The 24,834-nt window shown below is 52.6% G+C and carries 20 protein-coding genes; 4 read left to right on the forward strand and 16 right to left on the reverse strand.

The genetic code is table 11. From position 1 onward, the window contains the following. Positions 1-8: 8 nt before the first annotated feature. From rplI to C12CBH8_RS07855, 4 genes are all read right to left on the reverse strand, one after another. On the reverse strand, positions 9-455 hold the full coding sequence (gene rplI / locus C12CBH8_RS07840; RefSeq protein WP_090264182.1) for a 50S ribosomal protein L9: 447 nt from the start codon (positions 453-455) through the stop codon (positions 9-11). A gap of 48 nt (positions 456-503) precedes the next feature. Next, positions 504-2,495, reverse strand: a complete 1,992-nt coding sequence (locus tag C12CBH8_RS07845) for a DHH family phosphoesterase (protein ID WP_215532945.1) — start codon at positions 2,493-2,495, stop codon at positions 504-506. Between the two features lie 88 nt (positions 2,496-2,583). Next, positions 2,584-4,542 carry a ribonuclease J gene (locus C12CBH8_RS07850; RefSeq protein WP_246441392.1) on the reverse strand — a complete coding sequence of 653 codons (1,959 nt, stop codon included), beginning with the start codon at positions 4,540-4,542 and terminating at the stop codon, positions 2,584-2,586. Positions 4,543-5,057: 515 nt separating this feature from the next. Then, positions 5,058-7,400, reverse strand: a complete 2,343-nt coding sequence (locus C12CBH8_RS07855) for a sugar phosphate nucleotidyltransferase (RefSeq protein ID WP_147624540.1) — start codon at positions 7,398-7,400, stop codon at positions 5,058-5,060. A gap of 183 nt (positions 7,401-7,583) precedes the next feature. On the opposite strand from C12CBH8_RS07855, the gene rnhA reads away from it, so the two are divergent. From rnhA to C12CBH8_RS07875, 4 genes are all read left to right on the forward strand, one after another. Beyond that, on the forward strand, positions 7,584-8,018 hold the full coding sequence (gene rnhA / locus C12CBH8_RS07860) for a ribonuclease HI (protein ID WP_090264188.1): 435 nt from the start codon (positions 7,584-7,586) through the stop codon (positions 8,016-8,018). 164 nt (positions 8,019-8,182) lie between these two features. Continuing rightward, on the forward strand, positions 8,183-9,367 hold the full coding sequence (gene nifS, locus C12CBH8_RS07865; protein WP_090264661.1) for a cysteine desulfurase NifS: 1,185 nt from the start codon (positions 8,183-8,185) through the stop codon (positions 9,365-9,367). Positions 9,368-9,401: 34 nt separating this feature from the next. Beyond that, on the forward strand, positions 9,402-9,830 hold the full coding sequence (gene nifU / locus C12CBH8_RS07870) for a Fe-S cluster assembly scaffold protein NifU (protein WP_090264190.1): 429 nt from the start codon (positions 9,402-9,404) through the stop codon (positions 9,828-9,830). Between the two features lie 68 nt (positions 9,831-9,898). Continuing rightward, a complete protein-coding gene (locus C12CBH8_RS07875; protein ID WP_215532946.1) occupies positions 9,899-10,546 on the forward strand; it encodes an HAD family hydrolase in 648 nt (215 codons plus the stop codon). A gap of 113 nt (positions 10,547-10,659) precedes the next feature. Here the strand turns inward: C12CBH8_RS07875 and ftsZ are convergent, their stop codons facing one another. The 12 genes from ftsZ to C12CBH8_RS07935 all read right to left on the reverse strand — a co-directional run bounded on the left by ftsZ (position 10,660) and on the right by C12CBH8_RS07935 (position 24,831). Further along, positions 10,660-11,751 carry a cell division protein FtsZ gene (gene ftsZ / locus C12CBH8_RS07880; protein ID WP_215532947.1) on the reverse strand — a complete coding sequence of 364 codons (1,092 nt, stop codon included), beginning with the start codon at positions 11,749-11,751 and terminating at the stop codon, positions 10,660-10,662. A 54-nt stretch (positions 11,752-11,805) separates the two neighbouring features. Beyond that, positions 11,806-12,168, reverse strand: coding sequence for a small basic family protein (locus C12CBH8_RS07885; RefSeq protein ID WP_246441394.1), 363 nt, complete (start codon positions 12,166-12,168; stop codon positions 11,806-11,808). A gap of 19 nt (positions 12,169-12,187) precedes the next feature. Further along, positions 12,188-12,943 carry a DUF881 domain-containing protein gene (locus tag C12CBH8_RS07890; protein WP_215532948.1) on the reverse strand — a complete coding sequence of 252 codons (756 nt, stop codon included), beginning with the start codon at positions 12,941-12,943 and terminating at the stop codon, positions 12,188-12,190. A 15-nt stretch (positions 12,944-12,958) separates the two neighbouring features. Beyond that, entirely contained in the window at positions 12,959-14,170 is a 1,212-nt protein-coding gene (locus tag C12CBH8_RS07895; RefSeq protein ID WP_215532949.1) for a cell division protein FtsQ/DivIB, read from the reverse strand. Positions 14,171-14,175: 5 nt separating this feature from the next. Beyond that, positions 14,176-15,429 (reverse strand): UDP-N-acetylglucosamine 1-carboxyvinyltransferase, encoded by a 1,254-nt coding sequence (murA, locus tag C12CBH8_RS07900; RefSeq protein WP_090264199.1) that lies wholly within the window; start codon positions 15,427-15,429, stop codon positions 14,176-14,178. Positions 15,430-15,559: 130 nt separating this feature from the next. After that, positions 15,560-16,687: an undecaprenyldiphospho-muramoylpentapeptide beta-N-acetylglucosaminyltransferase gene (gene murG / locus C12CBH8_RS07905; RefSeq protein WP_090264200.1), complete on the reverse strand. Its 1,128-nt coding sequence runs from the start codon at positions 16,685-16,687 to the stop codon at positions 15,560-15,562. A 106-nt stretch (positions 16,688-16,793) separates the two neighbouring features. Then, complete coding sequence (gene ftsW / locus C12CBH8_RS07910) at positions 16,794-18,017, reverse strand: putative lipid II flippase FtsW (RefSeq protein ID WP_090264202.1); 1,224 nt, start codon at positions 18,015-18,017, stop codon at positions 16,794-16,796. Positions 18,018-18,095: 78 nt separating this feature from the next. Then, entirely contained in the window at positions 18,096-19,109 is a 1,014-nt protein-coding gene (mraY, locus tag C12CBH8_RS07915) for a phospho-N-acetylmuramoyl-pentapeptide-transferase (protein WP_090264204.1), read from the reverse strand. Continuing rightward, positions 19,103-20,473 (reverse strand): UDP-N-acetylmuramoyl-tripeptide--D-alanyl-D-alanine ligase, encoded by a 1,371-nt coding sequence (locus C12CBH8_RS07920; RefSeq protein ID WP_215532950.1) that lies wholly within the window; start codon positions 20,471-20,473, stop codon positions 19,103-19,105. The genes mraY and C12CBH8_RS07920 overlap by 7 nt, the downstream gene beginning before the upstream one ends. 57 nt (positions 20,474-20,530) lie before the next feature. Next, positions 20,531-21,970: a UDP-N-acetylmuramoyl-L-alanyl-D-glutamate--2,6-diaminopimelate ligase gene (locus C12CBH8_RS07925; protein WP_147624525.1), complete on the reverse strand. Its 1,440-nt coding sequence runs from the start codon at positions 21,968-21,970 to the stop codon at positions 20,531-20,533. Positions 21,971-22,007: 37 nt separating this feature from the next. Next, complete coding sequence (locus tag C12CBH8_RS07930) at positions 22,008-24,263, reverse strand: penicillin-binding transpeptidase domain-containing protein (RefSeq protein WP_215532951.1); 2,256 nt, start codon at positions 24,261-24,263, stop codon at positions 22,008-22,010. A gap of 91 nt (positions 24,264-24,354) precedes the next feature. Further along, the gene (locus C12CBH8_RS07935) at positions 24,355-24,831 is read right to left on the reverse strand and encodes a hypothetical protein (protein WP_090264211.1); all 477 of its coding nucleotides are present in this window, start codon (positions 24,829-24,831) and stop codon (positions 24,355-24,357) included. Between the last annotated feature and the right edge of the window lie 3 nt (positions 24,832-24,834).

The following is a 24,834-nucleotide window of genomic DNA, read 5'->3' on the forward strand; positions in this document are numbered from 1 at the left end:
AAATCCACTTACTCCTCGGTAACCATAGCGTACACCCTGGCCGAGACGCCGGGATACAGATGCAGCTTTACCTCATACGTGCCACAGGATTTGATATCCCCCGACAGCTCCACCTTGCGCTTGTCCACCTCAATATCCAACTGTTTTGCCACCGCTTCGGCAATTTCCTTTGCGGTTACCGAGCCGAACAAGCGGCCGCCCTGGCCGGCTTTAGCCGTCATCTTTACCGTTTTATCTGCAATACGATTGGCTGTCTCCTGGGCATCGGCCTTTTTTTGTTCCTCACGGCGCTTTGCCGCCGCCTCTTTATCCTTTAACTGGTGGATGGCATGCTGGCTGGCTTCCACTGCCAAGCCCCGAGGAAATAAGAAATTCCGGGCATACCCATCCGAAACGGTAACCAATTCACCGTTTTTTCCAGCACCTTTTACATCGGCTTTTAAAATCACTTTCATGAAAAACGCCTCCTTTTCTCCAAATTATACCGGGTCTAACGAGAAAAATCAACCGTCTTTCCCATCTATCCGCCCCGATTCGATGGCCCGATTCTCCTGGTAGGTATCAATGGCCTTCAAAAGCTGTTGTCTGGCATCCTCCAGACCCACTCCCGAAAGCTGCGCACCTGCCATAGTCAGATGTCCGCCGCCGCCGATGGACTCCATGATAATCTGGACATTGACGAGTCCCATGGATCGTCCGGACACAAACACTACATTGTTTTCGCTATAAAGTACAAAGGAGGCGTCTACCCCGTCGATATTCAACAGTTCATCAGCCGCTTGGGCGGCGCTGATACGCATATCCGTACCCGAAAGCCGGCTACAGGAAATGGCACAATTGCGATAAATCTCAGCTTCGGTGACCATCATGGCTTTTTTCTGATAAGAATCCACACTGCCGGAGAACATCTTCTTTACCGCCACGGTATCGGCGCCTTTGCGGCGCAGGAAAGCCGCTGCTTCAAAGGTACGCACACCGGTACGGAATACAAAATCCTTGGTGTCCAGCATAATGCCGGCCAGCAATGCCTCGGCTTCAAATCGTCCGAGACCCGGACTTGTCATATATTGAAGCAATTCCGTGACCATCTCGCAGGCCGACGAAGCAAACGGTTCATGGAAAAAGATAACGGCATTGTCAATATGTTCTACCATCTTGCGATGATGGTCGATGACCACCACATGCTCACATTGACGGTATACTTCGACGGAATCCAAAAAGTCAGGACGATGAGTATCCACCACAATAAGAAGGGTCTGGTCGTCGATCATGTCCAGAGCGTCGATGGGTTCCACCAGAGCTCTGCCCATATTTTCCTGATCCATTCGGCGCAGCAGGGATTGAGCCAGGGAAGTCTTCCGGTTGACCACAATACGGGCATCCTTCCCGCGGCTGACCACTGCACGGTACATACCAACCGCCGCACCTAAAGCATCCAGATCCGATCCCTTATGACCCATGATAAGCACATTGCTGCTGCCGTCGATCAGTTCCGACAAAGCCGATGCAATGATTCGACTGCGCACCCGGGTCCGTTTTTCCACTCCTTTGGACACGCCGCCGTAGAACTCATAGCCATCCTTACTGCGCACAGCCGCCTGATCTCCGCCACGGCCCAATGCCATATCCAGAGCCTGACGTGCCATTTCTTCGCATTCATGAAAGGATTCGCCGCCGCGTCCCACACCGATGGACAATGTAGCACTCATGCGTCCGCCAGCCGTCACTTCCCGCACTCGATCCAGTACCGAGAACCGTCCCTTAACCGCCTCCTCCAAATGCCGCTCCTCCAGCATGATGAGGAAACGGTCATTGCCGAGACGGCGGAAAAATCCGGTTGTCTTGCCGATCCAATGCTCTAAAATGGTCTCAATTTGTCCCTGGATTTGGGCACGTTCACTGTCCTTTGCCGTTTGGAGCAGTTCTTCCATATTGTCGATCACCGCCAGCGCCACGGTTGGACGGCTCTTCTGATACTCTTCGTAAGTTGCTTTTAACGTGGTATCGTCCACGAAATAAAGGGTGTAGAACAATCCGTTTTCCTGGTCTGTTTTGGCGCCGTACACCGTATAATACCGGCCTTCCAGCTTGATGGAAATTGGTTTTTCCACCATATCTTCCACTGTCAGATCAGGCAAAATCCGGGAAAATTTTCCGCCAAATACGTCCCGCCCTTGCAGCACCTTCTGGCGGAAAAGATCATTATACCATACCACCTTCGTATCGCTGCCCAGAACCATCGTAGGAAGCGGGAAATGATTGAGGACATCCTGGTCGATCATATTCAGGCTTTGACTAATTTTTTCAAGATACCTGTAAAAATGATGCTGAAATCGGACGTTCAGCCATACGGTAGCCAAAGTTGCTATTACAAACAATGCGGCAAATACAACAAATATGTACGGATTCCAGAACCAACTGAGCAGTGTCATAACCGCCAATACAGCCAAAAGTGCAATAGGAACTACCGTCAGCAGACGAATATGCTTTTTCATCCTACACCTTCCCTACATGAAAACAGTTGTCCCGACCATTCCAGCCCAGGATTTCTCTATTGAAACTGCGTCCCCTGCCGGGAGGTCCTCAGACCTCCATAATAATCGGCAGGATCATAGGACTGCGTTTGGTGCGCTCGTACAGCAGGCGCGATAAATCCTCCCGTACCCTGTTTTTAATCGTACCCCATTCCCGGACGTTTTTGTCCGCACAGTCCTCCAGCACGCGGCGAACCAGACGTTTGGCATCGTCCATAAGCATCTCCGACTCCCGGACGTACACAAAGCCTCGGGATACAATGTCCGGCCCGGACACTACAAATCCCGACTCGGCGTCGATGGAGGCCACCACTACAATAAGACCGTCTTCCGCCAGATGTTTGCGGTCACGCAACACGATGCTTCCCACATCGCCTACGCCAAGGCCATCCACCAGCACTCGGCCGGCTGGAACAGTACCCACTACCTTCATGCTGTTGGGAGTCAGTTCCACCACTTTGCCGATTTCAGAGATCAGGATATGGTCGGCAGGGATTCCCATCCCTTTGGCCAGAACCATGTGCTTATGCAGGTGCTTTTGCTCGCCATGGACAGGAATGAAGAACTTGGGCTTTACAATGCCCAACATGATCTTCAGTTCCTCCTGGCAGGCATGGCCCGACACATGCACTTCATACATCTTTTCATACACAACTTCACAGCCGTGTTTCATCAGCTCGTTGACCACATGCCCCACCGTCTTTTCGTTGCCGGGGATGGGGTTTGCTGAAATAATAATATAATCGTCCGGACCCACCACAACCTTGCGGTGATCCGACATAGCCATTCGGGTCAAGGCCGACATGGGTTCCCCTTGGCTGCCGGTGGTGATTATCACCACTTGATCCTTGGGATAACGGTTTAAAACATCGATATCCACCAGCACGCCGTCGGGCACACTGAGGTACCCCAGTTCCATGCCGATGTTGACCACATTGACCATGCTGCGGCCTGACACAGCTACTTTCCGGCCGTAATGCACTGCCGCATCGATGATCTGCTGGACGCGGTGCACGTTGGAAGCAAAGGTCGCGATGATGATACGGCGATGTTCAGCTTTTTTAAAAAGAGCGTCAAAACTCTCGCCCACCGAACGTTCCGACTTGGTGTATCCCGGACGTTCAGCATTGGTGGAGTCGGCCATCAGGGCCAGGACGCCTTCCTTACCCAGCTCGGCAAAACGAGCCAGATCGATCATCTCCCCTTGGATAGGAGTGCAATCGATTTTAAAGTCACCGGTCATGACAATGGTGCCTGACGGCGTCCGGATGGCAAATGCCACCGCGTCGGGGATGGAGTGGTTGACGTGGATAGCCTCCACCGACATGCACCCCATCTGTACCACGTCGCCCGGATGGATCACATTGAGTTTGGCCTTGTTTAATATGCCGTGTTCCCGCAGTTTGCCCTCTACCAATCCCAACGTCAAACGGGTGCCGTACACTGGGACGTTGATCTGCTTAAGCAGATAAGGCAAAGAACCGATATGGTCCTCGTGGCCGTGGGTCAATACCACGCCGCGGATCTTATCCTTGTTCCGCTCTACAAACGTAAAGTCCGGGATGACCAGATCCACGCCCAACATATCGTCATCCGGAAAGGCCAGACCGCAGTCCACGATAAACATATCGTCCCCGCATTCAAAGAGCGTCATGTTTTTGCCGATCTCATTTAAACCGCCCAGATAATAAATCCGCACCGGCTTTTGATCCTTTGCCGGGATTCGGGACCGCTTGTCCTGTTTCCCACGGGGATTCCTTTGCCGGCCTGTACCAGCACTCTTCTCCTTGCCCTGTTTTGCCGATTGCCTGGGCTGCTGTTTTGCCTGCTCCTTTGCCTTCCCCTCTTTTTTCTGAACGGGCTTTTCCTTCTTAGCCGATGCTTTGGGCTTAGGAGCAGCCGCGGCCTTGTTCACCTTCTTTTGCCTCGGCTGAGAGGGCGGCGCTGTTTTTTCCTCCTGCTTGGAAGGACTTGACCCTAAAAGGGCATTTTTAATTTCAGGTGTCACAAATACTAACCTCCAAATGTCTCAAGAAAGCCGCACTTCCCCTAGCCTCCTACCTGCATTTCTCAAAAACAGAGACCTAGGCGGAGACGCTTTCTCCAAATCTATTGAATTATCCGTTCTCTTTCGCATACATCCAAAGTGAGAAGTACAGGGTGCAGCTCCAATCCGTTCCGCTGGACGCCTGTATACAACCTGGCCATCAACCCTTGCCGTCAAATCAGAAGGAGGAGAAAAGAGCCACCCTCAGGCGCCCACTTCCTACCCTCAGCAGACGGATGCCACAATCACACTTCAGAATAAAATAAACCGGACACGTACAATACGATTATTGTACCCTCTCCCACAAATCCTGTCAAGTGCTTGAAATTCCAGCTTAATGAACCCTGCCTTCCGATCCCCCATAGCCCGACGTAAAATACGATATTCCCGTCTTCTCTTCGGCATCTCTCCGTTGCTCTTTGTACAATCTGTCAATAATTACTTTTTCACAATTCTAAAATTGTGAAAATCAATTATTATCCTCTTTCTTTTGTCTGCTTCATGTGCAAAAACAGCAACCGTTCCAGACCCCCGCATAATTCGTTGGCGGTTTCGTAGCTCTCAGCTTCGGCCTGAAGACGCAGGCTCTTCCCCCGGCTGGAAGGACGTACCAATACCTGTCCGTCTCCCACCGGCAAAAGGATCCCTTCTTCGCTGGACAAACGATGCCCTCGCTCGGCCTCCGACAGACTGCGCATTACCTCTCCCGGATTTCCCCGGCATACCACCGATCGGGATGATACGGCAAAGGAAGGCAATTCCTTTAACAGTTCCGCCAAAGAGCATCCCCGCCGCTTCATCAGGTTTAACAGCCTCACCGTCATCATGAGCCCATCCCGTACCCACGGCTGTTTTCCAGCCAGCTCGCGTGCCTCCTGGTCGCATCCTTCTACCGGACAATCCAGATAACGCAGCACCTGCCGGTCATATCGCTGGGCCAAATAGTTGATGACACGGGGTGCATCGCTGGGGAGAGCCACGTCCATGCCCTGTTCAAAGGCATCCAGACAGCACAGTGCCAACACCTTCTCCGGCCAGACGTATCCCACCTCTTCCCCGAATACCGCTGCTGTCCGTCCGGAATTGCCGATGTGGAACTGAAGTCCCCCTTGCCCGCATCCCAACTGTTTTAACGTCTGCTTGAGCACTTCCCCCGCTTGACGGCAGGCCGATTTGATTCCAGCAGACAGTCCGGAAAGCCCTTCCGGCGCTTGGGACATCAGTTCCTTTTGATAAGTGATCTGTCCGCCTTGGAGAACCGACGCACTTTGGATATCTTCCCAACTGCATCGTTTGAATTCCCCCCGCTGCATTTTGCTTTCCAGATCCCTCTCCAGCCCACGGGTCAAAGGAAGCCCGTTTTTCTCCAGGACGGCAATACGGGTTTTGAGCCCTCCGGACAGGAAAATTCCCAGCTGTGCCTCGTAGAAGCCTGTGAGATAACGCAGTTCTGCTTCAAATCCCATGCCGAAGTCCAGCACCCCGGCTCCTGTGGATAAAATCCCTGATATCAGCGCCTGACAGAGGCATTTGCTTCCTTGATCGGCACTGTAGGAAACCGCCACCCGTCCGGACGGCACCAGGCTGCCGATGGCCACTCCCAGCCGCGCACAGAATTCCGGGGTGACTTCCACTCCGGTTTCACCGGCGATTCCTTCATCGTCAAACAGCTCGATGTGAAGCGATCCAAATTTCAGATTCTCCCGGAGTACCAGGCCGTCTTCCACCTGTTTTCCCGGCCAGATGCGCACGCCGGGCATGACGGTTGCACGTTCGCCTACCACGCTTCCTGCACCGGCAGCCGACGCCTCAAACATCGATCCCGCTCGTTTGACCGATGCGGCCGGTCCCAACAGGGCTCCGCACAGAGAGGATCGATCCCCCGCATAAGATCCCGGCAGCATGACCGACGACTTGATGCTGGCCCCTTTTCCCACGCTGCATCGGTCATCCAGCACCGATCCTGGACCTACTACCGCTCCGGAACCGATGGTGACGCTTTCTCCGATATACACGGGAGGCACCAATTGATAATTCCCCTCCGGCATGTTGCCGCTACAGTAGATTCCATCCTCCTCTTGGCGGGGCAGTGTACAGGATACCTTTCCCATCAAGATGTCCTGTTGGCAAGAGAGATACGTGTCCAAATCCCCGATGTCACACCAGTATCCGTCGCAGGGGAAGGCAAAAAGCGGCAGTCCCTTTTGCAGCATCAGAGGGAAAAGCTGTTTTCCAAAATCGTAGGACTTGCCCTCGGGAATAAGGGTCAGCACGCTGGGATCCAAAATATAAATCCCAGTGTTGGCGGTATTCGTGCTGGCCTGGGACCATCCGGGTTTCTCCAGGAAGCCGGTGATACGGTTCTCCTCGTCGTAGTTTACCAGGCCATACTCCCTGGGATCCTTGACCTGTTTGACCAACAATGTGGCTGCCGCACGCTTTTCCTTGTGGAACTTCATGGCGGCCGACAGGTCAAAATCGGTCAAGGCATCTCCGCTGATGACCAGGAAACTGTCGTCGTACCAATCGGCGGCGTGTTTGACTCCGCCGGCTGTCCCAAGAGGGCGGTCCTCTTCTATAAAATGCAGCTTTACTTCCCGATTTTTGGTGTGCCAGACGCCTTCCTCCAGCCAATTGGTAACCGCGTCGGGCAGATACCGGAGGGTGACTGCTGCCTCGTCAAATCCATGACGCGCCAGCAGATCCAGAATATAGGCCAGGACAGGACGTCCGCACAACCGTGTCATGGGTTTGGGTGTGTCGCACGTCAAGGGACGCAATCGACTTCCCTCTCCTCCCGCCATAATTACTGCTTTCATCTATGCGCACATCCTTTCGGCAATGATTTTCCCTTATTATTTCCATCCAAACGGCCCATCATACCGAACGAGGGAAAAGAGTTGATGAATGTCTCTTGTGAAGAACCGGATTCCTGTGTATAATGGAAACTGTTATTTTGCTGTTTTGTGCGCACAATGAAAGAGAGGAGCGGCTTTCAATCCATGAAACATGTGGACATTTTTACAGACGGCGCTTGTTCCGGCAATCCAGGTCCCGGCGGATACGGCGCTATTTTGCGGTTCAAAGGGGTAGAACGGGAACTCTCCGGCGGGGATAAGCATACAACCAACAACCGTATGGAGTTGACCGCCGCCATCGTCGCTCTTTCGGCTCTCCGGGAACCCTGCGACGTCACCCTTTACAGCGATTCCAAATATCTCATCGACGCCGTCACCAAGGGTTGGGCCAAGGGTTGGAAGGCCCGCGGATGGAAAAAAGGCGATGGCAAACCCGCTTTGAATCCTGATCTTTGGGAACAGCTTTTGACGCTCTTGGACAAGCATCAGGTAGAATTGGTATGGGTCAAAGGCCACGCCAATCATCCGGAGAACGAACGCTGTGATCAATTGGCTGTAACTGCTTCTAAAAATGTGTAAATTTCTAGTGAAATCGATAATTTTTCCTTTTTCTTTTTGGAGTACTTGAATATCCTACTGTTTCGGTATAATATTAAGACATAGATAACAAACCTATTAGGTAGGGATTAATCGGTGCAAAGCCGTTTTATCCCCATGAATTCCTTACAAAATTTGAGGTGAAGATTATGACTCGCATCGTTTATGCTGATAACGCCGCCACCACCAGTACCGCTCCTTCGGTGGTCAAGGCAATGCTTCCTTATTTCACCGAGCTTTATGGCAATCCCTCTAGTTTATATACTGTCGGTCAGGAGGCCCGGGAGGGGGTGGATCATGCCCGCCAACAGGTAGCTGATGCCATCGGCGCCCTTTCCTCTGAGATTTTCTTTACATCGGGCGGTTCCGAGGCCGATAACTGGGCCATCAAAGGGATAGCCCATGCCCTGGCTGCAAAGGGGAAAAAGCATCTGATTACCAGCGCCTTTGAACATCACGCAGTGCTCCACTCCATGGAAGCCCTCCAGAAGGAAGGCTTTGAAGTCACTTTACTGCCTGTGTATGAAAACGGTTTGGTAAAGCCTCAGGATGTGGCAGATGCCATCCGTCCCGATACCGCTCTGGTCAGCATTATGTATGCCAACAATGAAATCGGCACCATTCAGCCTATCCCAGAGATCGGCGCCATCTGCCGCGAGAAAGGCGTACTGTTCCATACAGACGCAGTCCAGGCCATCGGCATGGTGGACATCGACGTCAAGGCGCAGAATATCGATCTGCTGTCCCTTTCGGGCCATAAGTTCCACGGTCCCAAAGGGATCGGCGCATTGTATTGCCGCCGTGGACTGCGTTTCCCCAACCTCATCGATGGCGGCGCTCAAGAGCTCAACCGCCGTGCCGGTACTGAAAACGTCCCGGGTATTGTAGGATTGGGCGCTGCTATCCAGGAGGCTACCGCTGATATTCCAGGCCGCACCGCTCGCATCCAGGCCATGCGCGACCGTTTGATCGACGGCGTGTTGCAAATCCCCCGTTCCCGTCTGAACGGCGACCGTCAACATCGTCTGGCCGGCAACGCCAACTTCTGTTTTGAGGGCATTGAGGGAGAATCCCTCCTCCTGATGCTGGATGCCAAAGGCATCGCCGCTTCCTCAGGATCGGCCTGTACATCGGGTTCCCTGGATCCCAGCCACGTATTGCTGGCCATTGGACTGCCCCATGAAATTGCTCATGGTTCTTTGCGTATCAGCCTGAGCGACGTCAATACAGAAGAAGATGTCGACGCTATCTTAGAGGCTCTTCCGCCCATTGTAGAGCGGCTGCGGGCCATGTCCCCTCTCTGGGAACGCATTGTACAAAATCAGTCGTAACAATTTGTGATATACGGTATAGGAGGTCATCATTATGGCATACAGTGAAAAGGTTATGGATCATTTCTCCAACCCTCGTAACGTAGGCGAGATCGTGGATGCCGACGGTGTCGGCGAAGTGGGAAATCCCAAGTGCGGTGACATTATGAAGATGTACATCAAAGTCGACGGCGACGTTATCACCGATGTAAAGTTCAAGACCTTTGGTTGTGGTGCAGCCATCGCCACCAGCTCTATGGCGACCGAGCTGGTTAAAGGCAAGACTATCCAGGAAGCTCTCCAGTTGACCAACAAGGCTGTAATGGAGGCTTTAGACGGTCTTCCTCCTGTAAAGGTTCACTGCTCGGTACTGGCCGAACAGGCCATCAAGTCGGCCATTTCAGATTACTATACCCGAAAAGGTATTGACCCCACCCCCATTGTAGGCCCCATTGAGGACTGTGAAGCCTGTCATCTGCACTAATAAAATATAAAATAAGCCCTAGCAGCTTTTTGTGCTGCTAGGGCTTTTGCACTACGGAGGAGTTTTTTATGACGACACATCAGCCTTTGGCTGTCTTTGACCTGGACGGTACTTTAAACCGTACTGATCTTTTTTCTGTACCCGCCCATCAACAGACGCTCCAGGAATTTGGCGTTCCGGAAGAGACCTGCACGCGGGAATTCATTCTGTCCGCCTACGGTATGCGGTGGGAGGACTACATGGAACTTTTCCTTCCTGGCCGGGATCTTGAAACAAAACGGCAGTATATCCGCCGGGTATCCCAGCTGGAAGATGCCTCTATGAAAACCTTAGCCCGGTACTACGACGGCGTCCCTGAGATGCTGGATGCCCTTCATCAGGCGGGAATCCAAACCGCTGTATGTTCCAATGCGTCTATCCGGTATATCACAGCCGTCCTGAACGCCCTGCGTCTTATGGATCGCATCGATCACATCCAGCATCTGGTGGATGGCCTGGACAAATGTGCCACCTTAGGACTCTTGCTGGACCGACTTGAGCCATCCAAAGCAGCTATGGTGGGGGACCGCGTTTTTGATGTCGAAGCTGCTAAGGCCAATCACGTCCCTTCTATAGGCTGCCTCTATGGATTTAATCCATCGGAGGCCTCCAAAGCCGATTATACCGTCCGGTCCGTCCCAGAGATAACTCCTATTTTGCTTCGTCTTTTGGGATAGCCACCGTATGAGAGATGAAGAGGAACAGATTAAAGCTGTTTCCTCCCCCAAATTTACAAACAAAAGACCACCTGTTGGAATTCCAACAGGTGGTCTTTTGTTTATCTCAAGAATTAGTCTCTGCGTTTATCAAACAAAGCCATAATGTCAAAGAACCCTTCATCTTCTGCCGAAGGTTCTTTCTTCTGAGGCTCGTCCTTTGGAGCCGCTTCATTTTTAACTGCAGGAGCAGGGCTCGTATCCATAGAAGGAGGTGTATCAAATCCGGTGGCAATGACGGTAATCCGCATCGTATCTTCCATCGTATCATCAAAGGCTACGCCGAAGATGATATTGGCATCCGGATGGGCCGCTTTGGCAATCATGGAAGAGGCCCGGTCAACATCACCCAAATCAATATCCGGCGAGGAAGTGATATTGATAATAACGCCCTTGGCGCCGTTGATGGAGGTCTCAAGCAACGGGCTGGATACAGCCATCTGAGCAGCTTGTTCGGCCTTCTCTTTGCCTACGGCCTCACCCAGGCCCATATGGGCATAGCCAGCGTCCTTCATGACAGCGGTAACATCGGCAAAGTCCAAGTTGATGATACCGGGCACTTTAATCAGATCTGAAATGCTCTGCACACCGTGACGCAGCACATCATCAGCCATGACAAACGCATCCGCCAAAGAGAATCGCTGCTCCGATACCGTCTTTAACCGTTCATTTGGAATAACCACCAGAGAGTCTACATGTTCTCTCAGAGCGGAAATGCCTTCCTCGGCCTGCTGCATCCTGCGACGGCCTTCAAAGGAGAAAGGTTTTGTCACAATACCCACCGTCAGGATCCCCTGTTCACGGGCCACCTCGGCGATGACAGGTGCTGCACCTGTACCCGTGCCGCCGCCCATACCTGCGGCGATAAATACCATATCCGTGCCCTTCAAAGCATCGGCAATTTCCTCACGGCTCTCTTCTGCTGCACGCTGGCCTTTTTCCGGATTGGAGCCGGCGCCTTTGCCGCCAGTCAGCTTGGTGCCGATCTGAATTTTATGGGTCGCTTGCGAGCGGGAAAGGGCTTGATGGTCTGTATTGATGGAGATAAACTCCACTCCCTGCATCCCGGTGGTAATCATCCGGTTGACGGCGTTCCCGCCGCCGCCTCCGACACCCACCACCTTGATCTGGGTTAATTCTAAATCATTGGCAAACTCAAAGGGCATGATCGTTCCTCCGTTTCGATAATGGCCAGGCCAGCATCTTGTCCTTACAGACTGTTATACATCTAATTTATCATTTTTTTGTGAAGAATGCAATAACATTCTTCTCAACTCGGCCAAGTTATGAAAAATTCTTGTTCCAAACACCACTACTGCTGCTAAATACAGGTCCAAACTCAGCAAATTGCCGAACCAGGTCAGCAAAACTGCCAGAATTGTGTTAAAAATAAATCCACTCAAAAAGATTTTCCATCGGAATTGTCGCTTTGTATAAGCGTTTAATCCACCTAATAAGGTATCCAGTCCGGCGAGCAAGCCAACCGCCACATAAGTGGTAAACTGGGCTGGGATAAAACCTGGGAAAATGAGTCCCAACACAATTCCTGCACAAAGCCCTGCCAGCAATAAAATAACCGTCATACTTCCCATCCTCCTATCATCAGTCAGCCAAGGCCAATTCGGTATCCCCATGATAGGCTGGGATCACAATATTGTCCTTTTTCTCCACTGTGATATCGATGTAAGGAGAGAGCACGTCCACGATGCCGCCACGCATGGTCAAAGCATATTCTAACACAGCGGGATCTCCGATGGCTTGGATGACAAAGGGCGGACCATAACGTTTGTTATTGATGCTTACTGTAGTGCCGGCACAGCGGATTTCTGAAGTCGCCACCATGCGTTCATCGTTGATGGACAGTGCCTCCGCACTGGAGGCAAACAGTTCATTGACAATGCGAAGCAAATCTTCCTCGTGTACCATGTACTTCTCCGGATTTTCTTCAGCGTCCTCCCCAACCTGGGTCTTATCCTGGATGGTCACCACAATACCAGGACCACTTAACTCTGTTAATCCAGCCAGACGTTCAGCAGTTTCCAGTTGCTCCTCCAGAACCTTAGCTGTATCATCAGAATCACCGCAAGCTTTCCGCAGATCTTCCAGATCAGCCCGCGCCCGCGCCAGTTGTGTTTGCAGATCGTCCACTTTTTGAAGGGCGTCGTTTAAATCCTGCTGCATGGTTTCTGTCCGATTGTGGTCGGCAGCGTTCTGGGTAATCTTATTCTGGCTGACGCTGCGGATCTGAAGAGTTACCAGAAAACCAACCACCATCAATACCAGCATCAGCGCCAATACCATAGCCATTCTATGCGCTGGTTTTGTAAGCGGCTTGTCCTCCTTAGGATTTGTTTGCAATGAACCTCATTCCTTTTAATCCACGCTTGACAGAGTACTGTTTTCCCCTGTCCGTTTGCTCTCGCTTTCAGGAGAACTGCCGCCTTCATCTCCCGCCGAAGCGTCCTCCTCCGGCGGCGAAGAAGAGGGTTGCGAACTGCTTCCACTAGAAGCATCTCCAAACCTTACTGTGGCTTGTGTACTGGTCAGCACAATGGTAGCTTTTTGTTCATCCGGCGCCTTCCTGGCGATGGCTTCCTGCGCCATAGCCAATTTGGCATCCAAATCCACTGCGCCGCCGCATTTTAAAGTAATCCGGTTGTCATATAAAACCGTGATGTCGGAACTATTGGTAAAGTCCATTTGGGTTGTTTTCTCTATAAGGTTATTCTCTTTGAGGGCTTTTGTCAAGTCGGTTAATTTGTTCTTTTGCTCCTCATCTTCAAACTCCATGGGATATCCGGGCGGCGCACCCGTCACGGAGATCCCTACCACCACTGGCACCGATGGAACCTGTCCTTGCAGGTATTCCAATGTCTTGCCGTTTTCATCAGCTACTGCCCATCCGCCCTCCATTTGGACGGCATAAGCCGGAGTGTTTTCCTCCACCTCAATGATAACGGTAGCAGGGAGCTGGCGTACAATATGGGCTGATCCTATATAAGGCAGTTTGACCGTTAGATCCTCCTCTCCTCCTTTGATATCGGCTAACAGGAGGTTTTTCCCTTTGGCAAGACCTGAGGCTCGGATGATCTCTTCTGTCTCGTAGCGGGTCTCTCCCTGTACCTGAATGGTTTGTATATTAAAAAACACCGTCATGCATAGTGTCACACCGATGGCCACGGCAAACAATACCACTAAAATGGAGTAAAACCGGGTGGAAGCCTTTCTTCTGCGTTTGTGACGGCGTCCATTTTGATCCCGGGCCTCCTGACGGCTCTGCATCTTGCGGGCCTGATTGGTCCGATCTTCCAGGGAAGGGGCCTCTCCTTTCTTCGGCAAAGACGACACACGGGATGTTTTCGTCTTAGGCGGAGGTGCGGATGTCCTCCCCGTCGGCCTCTTTTGCCCCTTGCCAGAGGCCGCAGATGGTGTCCCCCGGGACTGGCCAGAATGGCCTGTCCTCTGAGGCGACGTCCCCGAGCGGGCTGGAGCCCCTTTCTTCCCCGGAGGACGTTTGCCTTGCTGTGGAGGGCCGGACCGTCCGGCAGGCCGCGCCTTTCCACTGCCTTTCTTTTGATTATCCATATTGATCAGTCCCTCTTTATCACAGCCCCCACACCAGAGAGGCGCTGTTCAATCATTTCGTATCCTCTGTCCAAATGATGCAGTCCGGTAATTTGCGTCGTCCCCTGCGCCGCCAAACCTGCTACCACCAATGCCGCAGCTCCGCGCAAGTCAGCCGCCTCCACCGGCGCCCCCGAAAGATGGTCTACCCCTTCTACGATGGCCACTTTGCCCTCCACTTTGATGTGGGCCCCCAGGCGCAGCAGTTCGCCGACGTGCTTATACCGGCTCTCAAAAATGTTTTCCACAAATACGCTGGTTCCTTCCGCCAATGTAGCCATGGCCATCACAATGGCCTGGGAATCGGTAGGAAATCCCGGATACGGCAAGGTTCGGATATTCTTAACCGCTTTGATGCGTTCCGGCGCCGCAATGTGCAGCTGACGGTCTTTCACCTGGATATGACATCCGGCCTCCTCAAACACGGGAATCACCGGTTCCAGATGGGCTGGAATTACGTTTTCCAGCGTAAGATCTCCCCCTGTCACGGCCGCGGCCGCCATATAAGTCGTTGCAGTAATGCGGTCGGCAATGACTGCGTGCTCCGCCCCATGAAGTTTTGGCACTCCATCGATGCGGATGGTACTCTCCCCGGCTCCACGGATACGGGCGCCGCATTGATTGAGGAAATCAGCTAAGTCACAGATCTCCGGCTCCCTGGCGGCGTTGGTGATGATGGTCGTACCGGCAGCCGTGGACGAAGCCAGCATGATGTTTTCTGTGGCCCCGACGCTCGGGAAAGAAAGATTGATGGGGCATCCCCGAAGCCCTTTCCCTACGTGACAGTTTAAATACCCATGATCCTCCTCAATGACAAGGCCCAGTTTGCGCAGCGCCTTCAGATGGAGATCAATAGGACGAGGCCCTAACTCGCATCCTCCTGGAAAACTGATGCGGGCCTTCCCTTGCCTCGCCACGATGGCTCCTAAAAACACCACGGAAGAACGCATCTCCCGCATAAGGCCATCCGGGATCTCGTACTGTCCCGCCTCAGAGGCATCCACCGTTACACTGGTTCCCTCCTGTGTCACCTTGCATCCCAGATGGGATAAAATCTTAATGGAGGTATCCACATCCGATAGCCTCGGGCAATTATGTAGCACGCTGGGGGTTGTACCCAGCAATGTGGCGGAAAGCAGCGGCAAAGCGCTGTTTTTAGCCCCGTGCACAGGGATTGATCCAACCAGCCTGTGGCCTCCCTGTACAATCAGTTTCGACATATCCTCAACACCCCTTTATGAAAACACCAAGCCAAACCACGAAGTTTCCCTGGCAAACCATAGTATGCCAAAAGAGACAGGGGTGTGAGGATACTTTGGCATCAATCGATGTCCTTTTGGCTCGAATCTCCTACTTTTTTAGGGAAGCCGACTCTAAAATAACCTTATAAATGCGTTCGGAAGCGTCTAAAATTGCGGTTTGTTTTGCTTTGGTTCCCATCTCCTGAAGTGTCTCAGGATGTTCCAGCAATTTCTCCACCTGAGTGATGAGCTTGGGTCCAGTTAGATCTTTGTCCTCAATGAGTACCGCCGCGCCCCGGCGTACCAGGCTCATGGCGTTATGGTACTGATGGTTCTCCGCCACATAAGGGGACGGCACTAAAATGGAGGCTTTGCCCTGCGCCTGTAATTCACTCAAGGTGATGGCGCCGCAGCGGCAAATCACTAGGTCAGCGGCAGCCATACAACGCGCCATATCGTCGATGTATTCCCGCACCATAATATTCTTCGTCCTCTTGAGAGGGACCCCCTTGGATTCCACCAATTTGGGCATCCACTCCCAGCCAGCCTTTCCCACACCGTGGATGTGCGTGATTCCACCACGTCTATAACTCCAGGCCAGCAGATCCGCCACCGCGCGGTTGATGCAATCGGCGCCCAGACTCCCACCAAAGGAGAGGATCACTGGTTCATCTCCAAGGCCCAGCTCCTGCCGGGCTTTCTGCTTGTTATAGGTCAAGATCTCGCTGCGCAATGGATTGCCGGTTACCTCAATATGACATCCTGCATCAAAACGGCTTTTTGCATCCTCCACCGCCAGCATCACACAGGCGGCCGATTTGGAAAGCATCCGATTGGTCACGCCGGGATAAGCATTTTGTTCGTGTACCACAATGGGGACTCCCATTTTAGCCGCTTTGCGCAGTACCGGACCGCTGACGTATCCCCCTGTTCCCACTGCGATGTCCGGGCGGAAGGACTGGATGATCTTTCCCGCCTGCATGCTGGACGTCACAGCCCTCCGCGCCGCCCCTATGTTATAGACAATATTCCCCGGGGATAAGCTCCGGCGAAACCCTCTTACATCGATGGCGGCAAAGTTATAGCCGGCTTCCCCCACCAAACGAGCTTCCATCCCCTTTTGGTTGCCGACAAATAAAATTTCGGCATCCGGCTGATGCTTTTTGATGGTGCCTGCGATGGCCAAGGCCGGATTGATATGTCCCGCCGTGCCGCCGCCTGCCAGAAGTACCTTCATGGCATCTCCACTCCTCATTATTGTGTTTTTCTTCTTTGCGACTTACAAGGCAAAAGCCGGCTGCGTCACACTACGCCGCCGGTGCCTTATGATAAAATATCTCGAGCTATCGTTTCCGCAGCCTGGCCCCCCGCGAGACCGACAGTACAACTCCCATCTGCGCAAGCAGCATGACCAGAGACGATCCGCCGTAGCTGAAGAAGGGGAGGCTGATGCCGGTGTTGGGGATCAGATTGGTAACCACGGCGATGTTGAGAAACGCCTGGAGTCCCACCTGGACGGTCAATCCCACCGCCAAAAGGGCCCCAAACTTATCTTCGGCCTTCATGGCGATGGCGAATCCTCTCCACACCAGCAGGGCAAACAGGATGATGATGACGGCCGCTCCCACAAATCCCAGTTCTTCACATACCACAGCAAACACAAAGTCATTTTGCGGCTCGGAGATATACATGTATTTTTGCCGGGAATTGCCCAGTCCCACCCCCATGAATCCGCCGGACGCAATGGCATACAGCGACTGGATGGTCTGCCAGCCCGTGCCCTTGGGATCGGAGAAGGGATCCTGCCACACCTCAATACGGGTAAAACCATGGGATAACTTTTCGGTTACAATATCGGCCAGCGGTCCCGGCAGATACTGTGGGAAAAAGAACACCCATACAAATAAAATGAGTCCTGCCGAGATGGCGATAATAAACCATTTTGGTTTGGTCCCGCCGATGAGCATCATAATCACGCCGATCAGACACATGAGGATGGTGCCCGAAAGATGGGGTTCGGCGATCATCAGCGCGCTGATGGAGCCCAGGATCAGGATATAGGGTAAAACGCCCCATCGGAAAGTCCCCATTTTATCGTGGTACTTGCTCATGAGATGGGCAAAAGTTGCGATAAGCGCAAACTTGGCGATCTCTGAGGGCTGGAAGTTGATGGGATAGGGAATCCAACGGTGAGCGCCGTTTTGAGCCGGCATGAAAAGCACAATGACCAATAGGGCATAACTGATCCCCATAAAGATAAGAGACCAAAAATGAAGCACCCGGTAATCGATGAGCGATACGCCGATCATTAATGCGATGCCGATGGCGGCGTACAACAATTGCGGTTTGAGGAAATAGAGGCTATCCCCGTGGAACTTCGGCGTATAATACGCATAAGCGTAGCTGGCCGAAAACATCATGACAAGTCCAATGGCCAAAAGGGCTAAGATCAAAAAGAAAAACGGTAGGTCAAAAGAACCTCCTGCCGAAAAAAAGCTGAACTTCCCTTTGCCTTTCTTTTTCTCGATGTTCTTTTTTGCCAGTCTAGCCGCTTGTTCAGTCGACACGCCCGATCTCCTCCTTTCGCAGTAAAATGATACGGCGCCTCTTGTCTTACTGGTGATCCGTTTCTCTTGGAAAGACGGTTAGCGCCCTCCTAATAGTACACAAACTATGGCGAGAATACAGCCGATTGCTGTCAAAATAGAAAATAAAGCGTTAATCCGGATTTCGCTGTAGCCGCACATCTCCAGATGGTGATGGAAGGGGGCCATCTTAAAGAGACGTTTCCCACCTGTCATCTTGAAATAGCTCACCTGTAAGATATCCGATAAGGTCTCAATAATATACACAATTCCAGCCGGGATGAGCAGAAGCGGCATGCCCACGCCGAAGGCCAGTGCACATACCATCCCACCCAAGAAAAGGGAACCGGTATCGCCCATAAAGACCCGGGCCGGATAGAAATTCCAAATCAAAAAGCCGAGACATGCCCCAGCCAGAGAGGCGCCCATGATGCTGACGCCCATCATTTGCAGCAGTCCCGCGATGAGCATAAAACATACGCCCACGAAAAATGTGACGCTGGAGGCCAAACCGTCCAAACCGTCGGTCAGATTGACGGCGTTGACCGCTCCCACCACAATAAACATAATGATGGGAATATACCAGATTCCAAAATCCACCTGTCCCACAAAGGGGATATACATTCCGCGGTCACCGGCAAAGTAAAGTGCCGCGGCGAATGCACCGGCCACCAGAAGCTGCAACAGCATTTTCTGACGGCTGGTAAGACCTAAATTGCGTTTTTTGACCACTTTTATGTAGTCATCCAGAAAGCCCACACAGCCAAAACCCAGCGCCATCAAAATGCCGCCCCAAAAACGGACTTTTTGTACTATAGTCTCACCGTCCATGACCTGGGGCCAGGCGATCCGGGATATGAAATAGGCCGCCAAGATGCCGGCTACAACACCGGCAATGGTCATGATTCCTCCCATAGTAGGCGTCCCCTGCTTGGATTTATGCCATGTGGGACCGTCCTCTAAGATGCTCTGACCAAACTTCAGCTTGCGTAAAAAGGGAATGACACACAGTCCCAAAGATGTCGTCACCGCAAAGGCAATCAGCGCGGCGATGCCGGTTGATGTCGCTAACATTTCTTCTCCCACCTCTCGTACAGGGTCTTTAGTACTTCTTCCAGCTGCATGCCACGGCTGGCTTTGAACAGCACAACATCGCCCTTTTCCAAAACCGAAAGCAGCGTTTCGGCCAAAGACTCTTTGTCGTCAAAGTGACGAGCTTCCTTTAGTCCTTCCGCGTCCGCCCCCTGTACGTATTGGGCCGCCATAGGGCCGTAAGCCAATAAAAAGTCGGCATTGTGGGCCGCTAAGGCACCGCACTTTGTATGGGCTTGACGGGAGATGGTACCAAGTTCCAGCATATCCCCTAACACAGCGATGCGTTTCCCTTGGCACGGCATACGCTTTAAGGTATCCAATGCCGCCTGTACGGAATCCGGGCTTGCATTGTAGCAATCTTCAATGACGGTAATGCCGTCCCGCTTGACGACATGTTGACGCATACCGGAAGGTTGATAGCCACGCAAAGCCATCGCCGCTTTTTCACTGTCCACCCCCAGCAGAATACCGGCGGCAAAAGCGGCGGTGGCATCGCATACAGCATGGACACCCACCGCAGGGATGGTGACCTCCTGACATCCGCCTTCGTGACGGATGATAAAGGTGGTCTCCTCTTCCCCTTGGCGAATATCCTGGGCCAAAAAGTCGCATTTCTCGTTTTCCACTCCGAAGCGGATCAAGGGATGCCCCACATCCCCGACGGTGGCCAGCATATCGTCGTCCCCGTTGATGAGCAAAGGCGCGCGGCCCTTCATACCGTCTAATATTTCCAGCTTGGCTTTTAAAATACCTTCCCGGGATCCCAATGTCTCCATATGGGAGACGCCGATCTTCGTGATGATGCCGAGATCAGGAGACGCTGCTTTGGAAAGCCGGCTGATCTCCCCGAAATTACTCATGCCCATTTCCAGGACGGCCGCTCCATATTCCTTTTCCAGGCCAAAGACGGTGAGCGGCAGGCCGATTTCATTGTTGAAGTTGCCCTCCGTTTTGAGGGTGGGATACCGGGCCGACAGTACACAGGCCGCCATGTCTTTTGTGGTGGTCTTGCCTACGCTGCCGGTCACCCCCACCACTGGGATGTCAAATTTCCCGCGGTACCAGGCAGCCAAATCCAACAAAGCACGGCTGGTATCCTCCACACGGATGACCGGCACATCGGAGGCCTCTACCTCTTTGTGGCACAAAAGCACCGCTGCCCCTGACTGGACTGCCGACGCGGCAAATTGATGTCCGTCCATCCGTTCCCCACGGATGGCGATAAACAAGCATCCCGGCAGAACCTTGCGGCTATCGATGAACACAGAGGAAATCTCTATGTTTCCCTCCCCTGTGTAGCTCCCGTGTACAGCATGTGCAATTTCTTTTACTGACATCCTCATGGTTGTTACTCCTCTTCTACACAAACTGTTTTGATTTCTTCTCTTGCATTCCATCATTTATCTTTCTAGTTTTGCCAATTGTTCAGCTATTATTTCCCTTTCATCCAAATGAATAACGCCGGTGCTTAAAATCTGATAGGTCTCGTGCCCCTTGCCGGCCAAGAGGATCAAGTCCCCCGGCCTCGCGGTGCGCACGGCGTATCGGATGGCATCCTGACGGTTGGGAATGACGACATAAGGGGTGGAATAGGCACGGATTCCTTCGACAATGTCGTCGATGATGGCTTGTGGATCCTCCGACCGGGGATTGTCGCTGGTAAGGATGGCAAAATCCGCTCCTTCCATGACCACCTTGCCCATGAGCGGACGTTTTGCCCGATCCCGGTCGCCGCCGCAGCCGAACAAGGCCACAAGACGTTTAGGGCTTCCCTTCCGGCAGGCGGAAAGCACCTTTTCCAAACCGTCCGGTGTATGGGCGTAGTCGATGACAATGGTAAAATCCCGTCCTGTAGGAACGCGTTCCATCCGGCCCTTGACCCCTTCAAATTGATTGAGGGCGTCCACTACGCTGGCAAATGGCAACCCTAAGGACAGCACGCATGCCGCGGCTGCCAAGGCGTTATACACAGAAAACAGGCCTGGAATCTTCAGATTGACGCGGCCGGTGATGCCGTGGCCCAACAGGTCGAACCGGACGCTGTCCATGGAATACGTGATATTCTGTGCCGTGTAATGGGCCACGGAATTGTCTGCCGAATAAGCTACCTTACGGCAGGAAAGGCCTTCGATCATCCGCATCCCATAGGCGTCGTCCAGATTGTACACGCCGATGTCCGACTGGGCAAACAGTTTCTTTTTGGCCGCCAAGTAGTTTTCCATGGTCAGGTGATAGTCCAAATGATCCTGAGTCAGATTGGTGAAGACCCCGGCTTCAAATCGGAGTCCTGCAACCCTCCCTTGATCCAATGCGTGGGAGGAAACCTCCATGACGCAAAACTGGCATTCCTCCTCCACCATGGCGGCCAATGTCCTGTGAAGCTCTTTGGCATCGGGAGTCGTATTGTGGGCCTCAAAGACCCGCTGTCCCGCCCGTCCGCCCAATGTTCCAATGATGCCGCAGACGTATCCCGCCCTTTGCAGCATGGCCTGGATCATGTGGGTGACGGTGGTCTTGCCGTTGGTGCCGGTGACGCCGATGAGACGCAATTTCTTTGCTGGGAATCCATAGAATGCAGCGCACAAAGACGCATAAGCCTCACTGGGATCCGGCACGATCAATTGATTTTCTAATCCTAAATCTCTCCCCGTGACCACTGCCGCGGCCCCTTGTTCCAACGCTTTCGGCGCCTCAAGATGGCCGTCATGCACCTGGCCTCGGGTACAGACAAATACACTTCCTCGCTTCACCTGGGTGATATCCCGGGTAATGTCGCTGATTTCAACACCATTCCAATCCTCATTTGCACCATAGGGCGCAAAGAGCTCAGCTAGTGTCAAGCAGTCAGCCTCCTATATGGTTGTGGGAATTCGGCATCTAGTCATCCGCGACGGTATTGGGTGCGTCGTCAGCCACATTGTGCTGGAATTCCACGGCGATTACCGTACCGGCACTCACCTTCTCACCCGCTACAATGCTTTGGCCTGTGGATACTGCATCCTCACTCTCCAGTCCCACGCCGGAGAATCGGACATTGATGCCTGCGTTGGCAGCTTCGGTATTGACCTGTGCTACCGTCAGTCCAACCAGATTGGGGACGGTCACCTCCTCCATTTCGCTGTCCTCATCGGTGTATAGTACCACCGTACCGGACTTGGGAATAGTGCTGCCGGCAGAGGGCATCTGTTTGAGTACCGTATCGCCGCTCCCAACCACACGGACTTTTAATCCCTTCTGTTCCGCTTTTGCCGTGGCATCGGCGGGCGAGAGGTCGGTCAGGACTGGGGTATCGGTATCCAGTTGCTGCAATTCAGCCGCTGTATAGCGGGGTTCCACGCCCAAATAAGGCAGGACGTCTGCAAAAATATCGCGGGCCACCGGTGCGGCGATGGTTCCGCCGAAGATGTTGTCTGCATGAGGTTCATCCAGCATGATGAGCACGGCGACTTTGGGATCGTCGGCCGGTGCAAACCCGCAGAAGGAGGCGATGCGCAAATCCTTCTGGCCGGTGGATTCGTTTACTTTGTCTCGTTTTTCCGATGTACCGGTTTTACCGGCAATGCGGTATCCGGGCAGATATGCGTTCTTACCGCCGCCTTCAAAGATGACGCCTTCCATCAATTCCCTCAGCAGATCGGACGTCTCAGTGGAAATAACCTGACGGCGTACGTTGGGTTCGATGGCCTGGATGATGTTGTCGTCGCTGTCCAGAATTTGGCGCACCACGTGAGGTTGCAGCAGATATCCGCCGTTGGCTACAGCTGAAATAGCGGTGATCATCTGGAGGGGGGTAACTTTAAAGGTCTGGCCAAAGGATGACGTCGCCAATTCCACCGAATTGAGGCTTTCTTCCGTATGGAAAAGGCCGGCGTTGGTGGCTTCACCCGGTAGATCAATACCGGTTTTTTCTGTAAAGCCGAAATTCTCGAAATATTGATAAAACAGGTTTCGGCCGATGCGTTCGCCCACCTGCATGAAGGTGGGGTTACAGGATTGTTCCAACCCTTGTTTAAAGGTGACGGTGCCGTGACCGGTCCGTCTGGCACAGCTGATACGCCGCCCCCCTACGACATAATAACCCGGGCAATTGAAGGTATCGTCAACGCTGACCTTTTTCTCTTCCAGTGCCATAGCGGCGGTGATAACCTTAAAGACTGAACCGGGTTCGTAGGTATCCGACACGGGCTTGTTGCGCCACTGGTCAAACTGAGCCTGTTTCTTGGCCTCAGCCTGTTCATCTCCGGTGAGGGATGCGATTTCATTGGCCACATCGGCATCAAAGATCTCCATCGGACTGTTGAGGTCAAAATCGGAATGGGTGGCCATAGCCAGGATCTCTCCTGTCTGTACGTCCATGACAATGCCGGCCGCACGGTTGGTGACGTTATTTTCCTTGGCTGCCACTTCTAAATGGCGTTCCAAAATGGCCTGGATGCGTTCATCGATGGAAAGCACCAATCCATTGCCGTCCTGAGGCTCGATGAGCGTCTCATATTCAAAAGGCATATCAGTATTGTAAGCGTTTTTCGCCGACACCACTTTGCCCGGTACGCCTTGCAGATATTCGTCATACATGGATTCCAAGCCGTAAAGGCCGTCGTTGTCGGTGCCCGTAAAGCCGATCACCGAGGACGCTTCATCATTATAGGGGTAGTATCGTTTGGAATCCTCGTACATATCCACCCCCGCTTTGATGTCGTTGTCATCTAAAAACTGGGTGATGGCGTCGTACTGGGGCTTTTCCACCTTGCGTTTGACAATCTCATAATAGCTCTTTTTATTTTGCCCCTTTTCGATGATGGTTTCCTGATCCACGTCCAAAATGGACGACAAGCCCTCGGCGATGGTTTGCAGCTGGGCGTCATCCTTGATGTTGGCAGGGGCCAGTGCTACTGTCCATACCGTAGCGCTCTGGGCCAGCACTTTCATATTGCTGTCGTAAATCGTACCGCGTTTGGGATTGATGGTGGTGGTACGTAATTGCTGCGCAATGGCTTTATTTTGATACTCTTCGCTGTTGACCAACTGTAAACTGGCAAGCTGTCCCAACAGCGCGCCGGTGAAGACAAACACCAAGCACACCATTAGAATCTTCATCCGCGTAACCATCCGTTTCGAAGGTCCTTTTGCCATGCGCCCCCTCCTTTCTAAAAAATGAGAGCCAAGATCATCTCTCAACTCTCATTGTGTCAAGTCTGTAATACTTATGGAAGAGCCGCCTCGTTTATGATAGCCATTCTCCGATCTGATCCAAAAGCCTTTGGAATAGATTCTTCGATTCCGACTCTTCCGGTACTTCAACCTTATCCTCGCTGTGCATCGTTATGTATTCCGCTTGATAGGCTTCCATCCGAACCATCCCCAATGCCTGAGCATAGGATTCAATGTTGCGGGTCGCCATCTTTTCCTCCAGAGCGGCTTTGAGACGAACTTGTTCGCTTTGTGCCTCCTCCAAAGTGGCCGTCGCCTTGGTGACCTGATCCCCTAATTCCGAAAGCTGCATTTTGCAGAATACCATATACCCTACTACCGAAAGAGCGACGCCGATTGCCAACAAGATGGCCAAGCCTCGAAGATATCCCTGCAGCGCCGTAGCCTTTCTGGGCTTTTTCTCCTGGCGCTTTTGCACTTTCCGTTTCTTTTCTTCATGCGGTTCAAAAAGGGAGAGATCATATGCTTCACTGGATTGAAACTGTTGCATGCG

This window comes from Solibaculum mannosilyticum (assembly GCF_015140235.1).
Lineage (GTDB): Bacteria > Bacillota > Clostridia > Oscillospirales > Acutalibacteraceae > Solibaculum > Solibaculum mannosilyticum.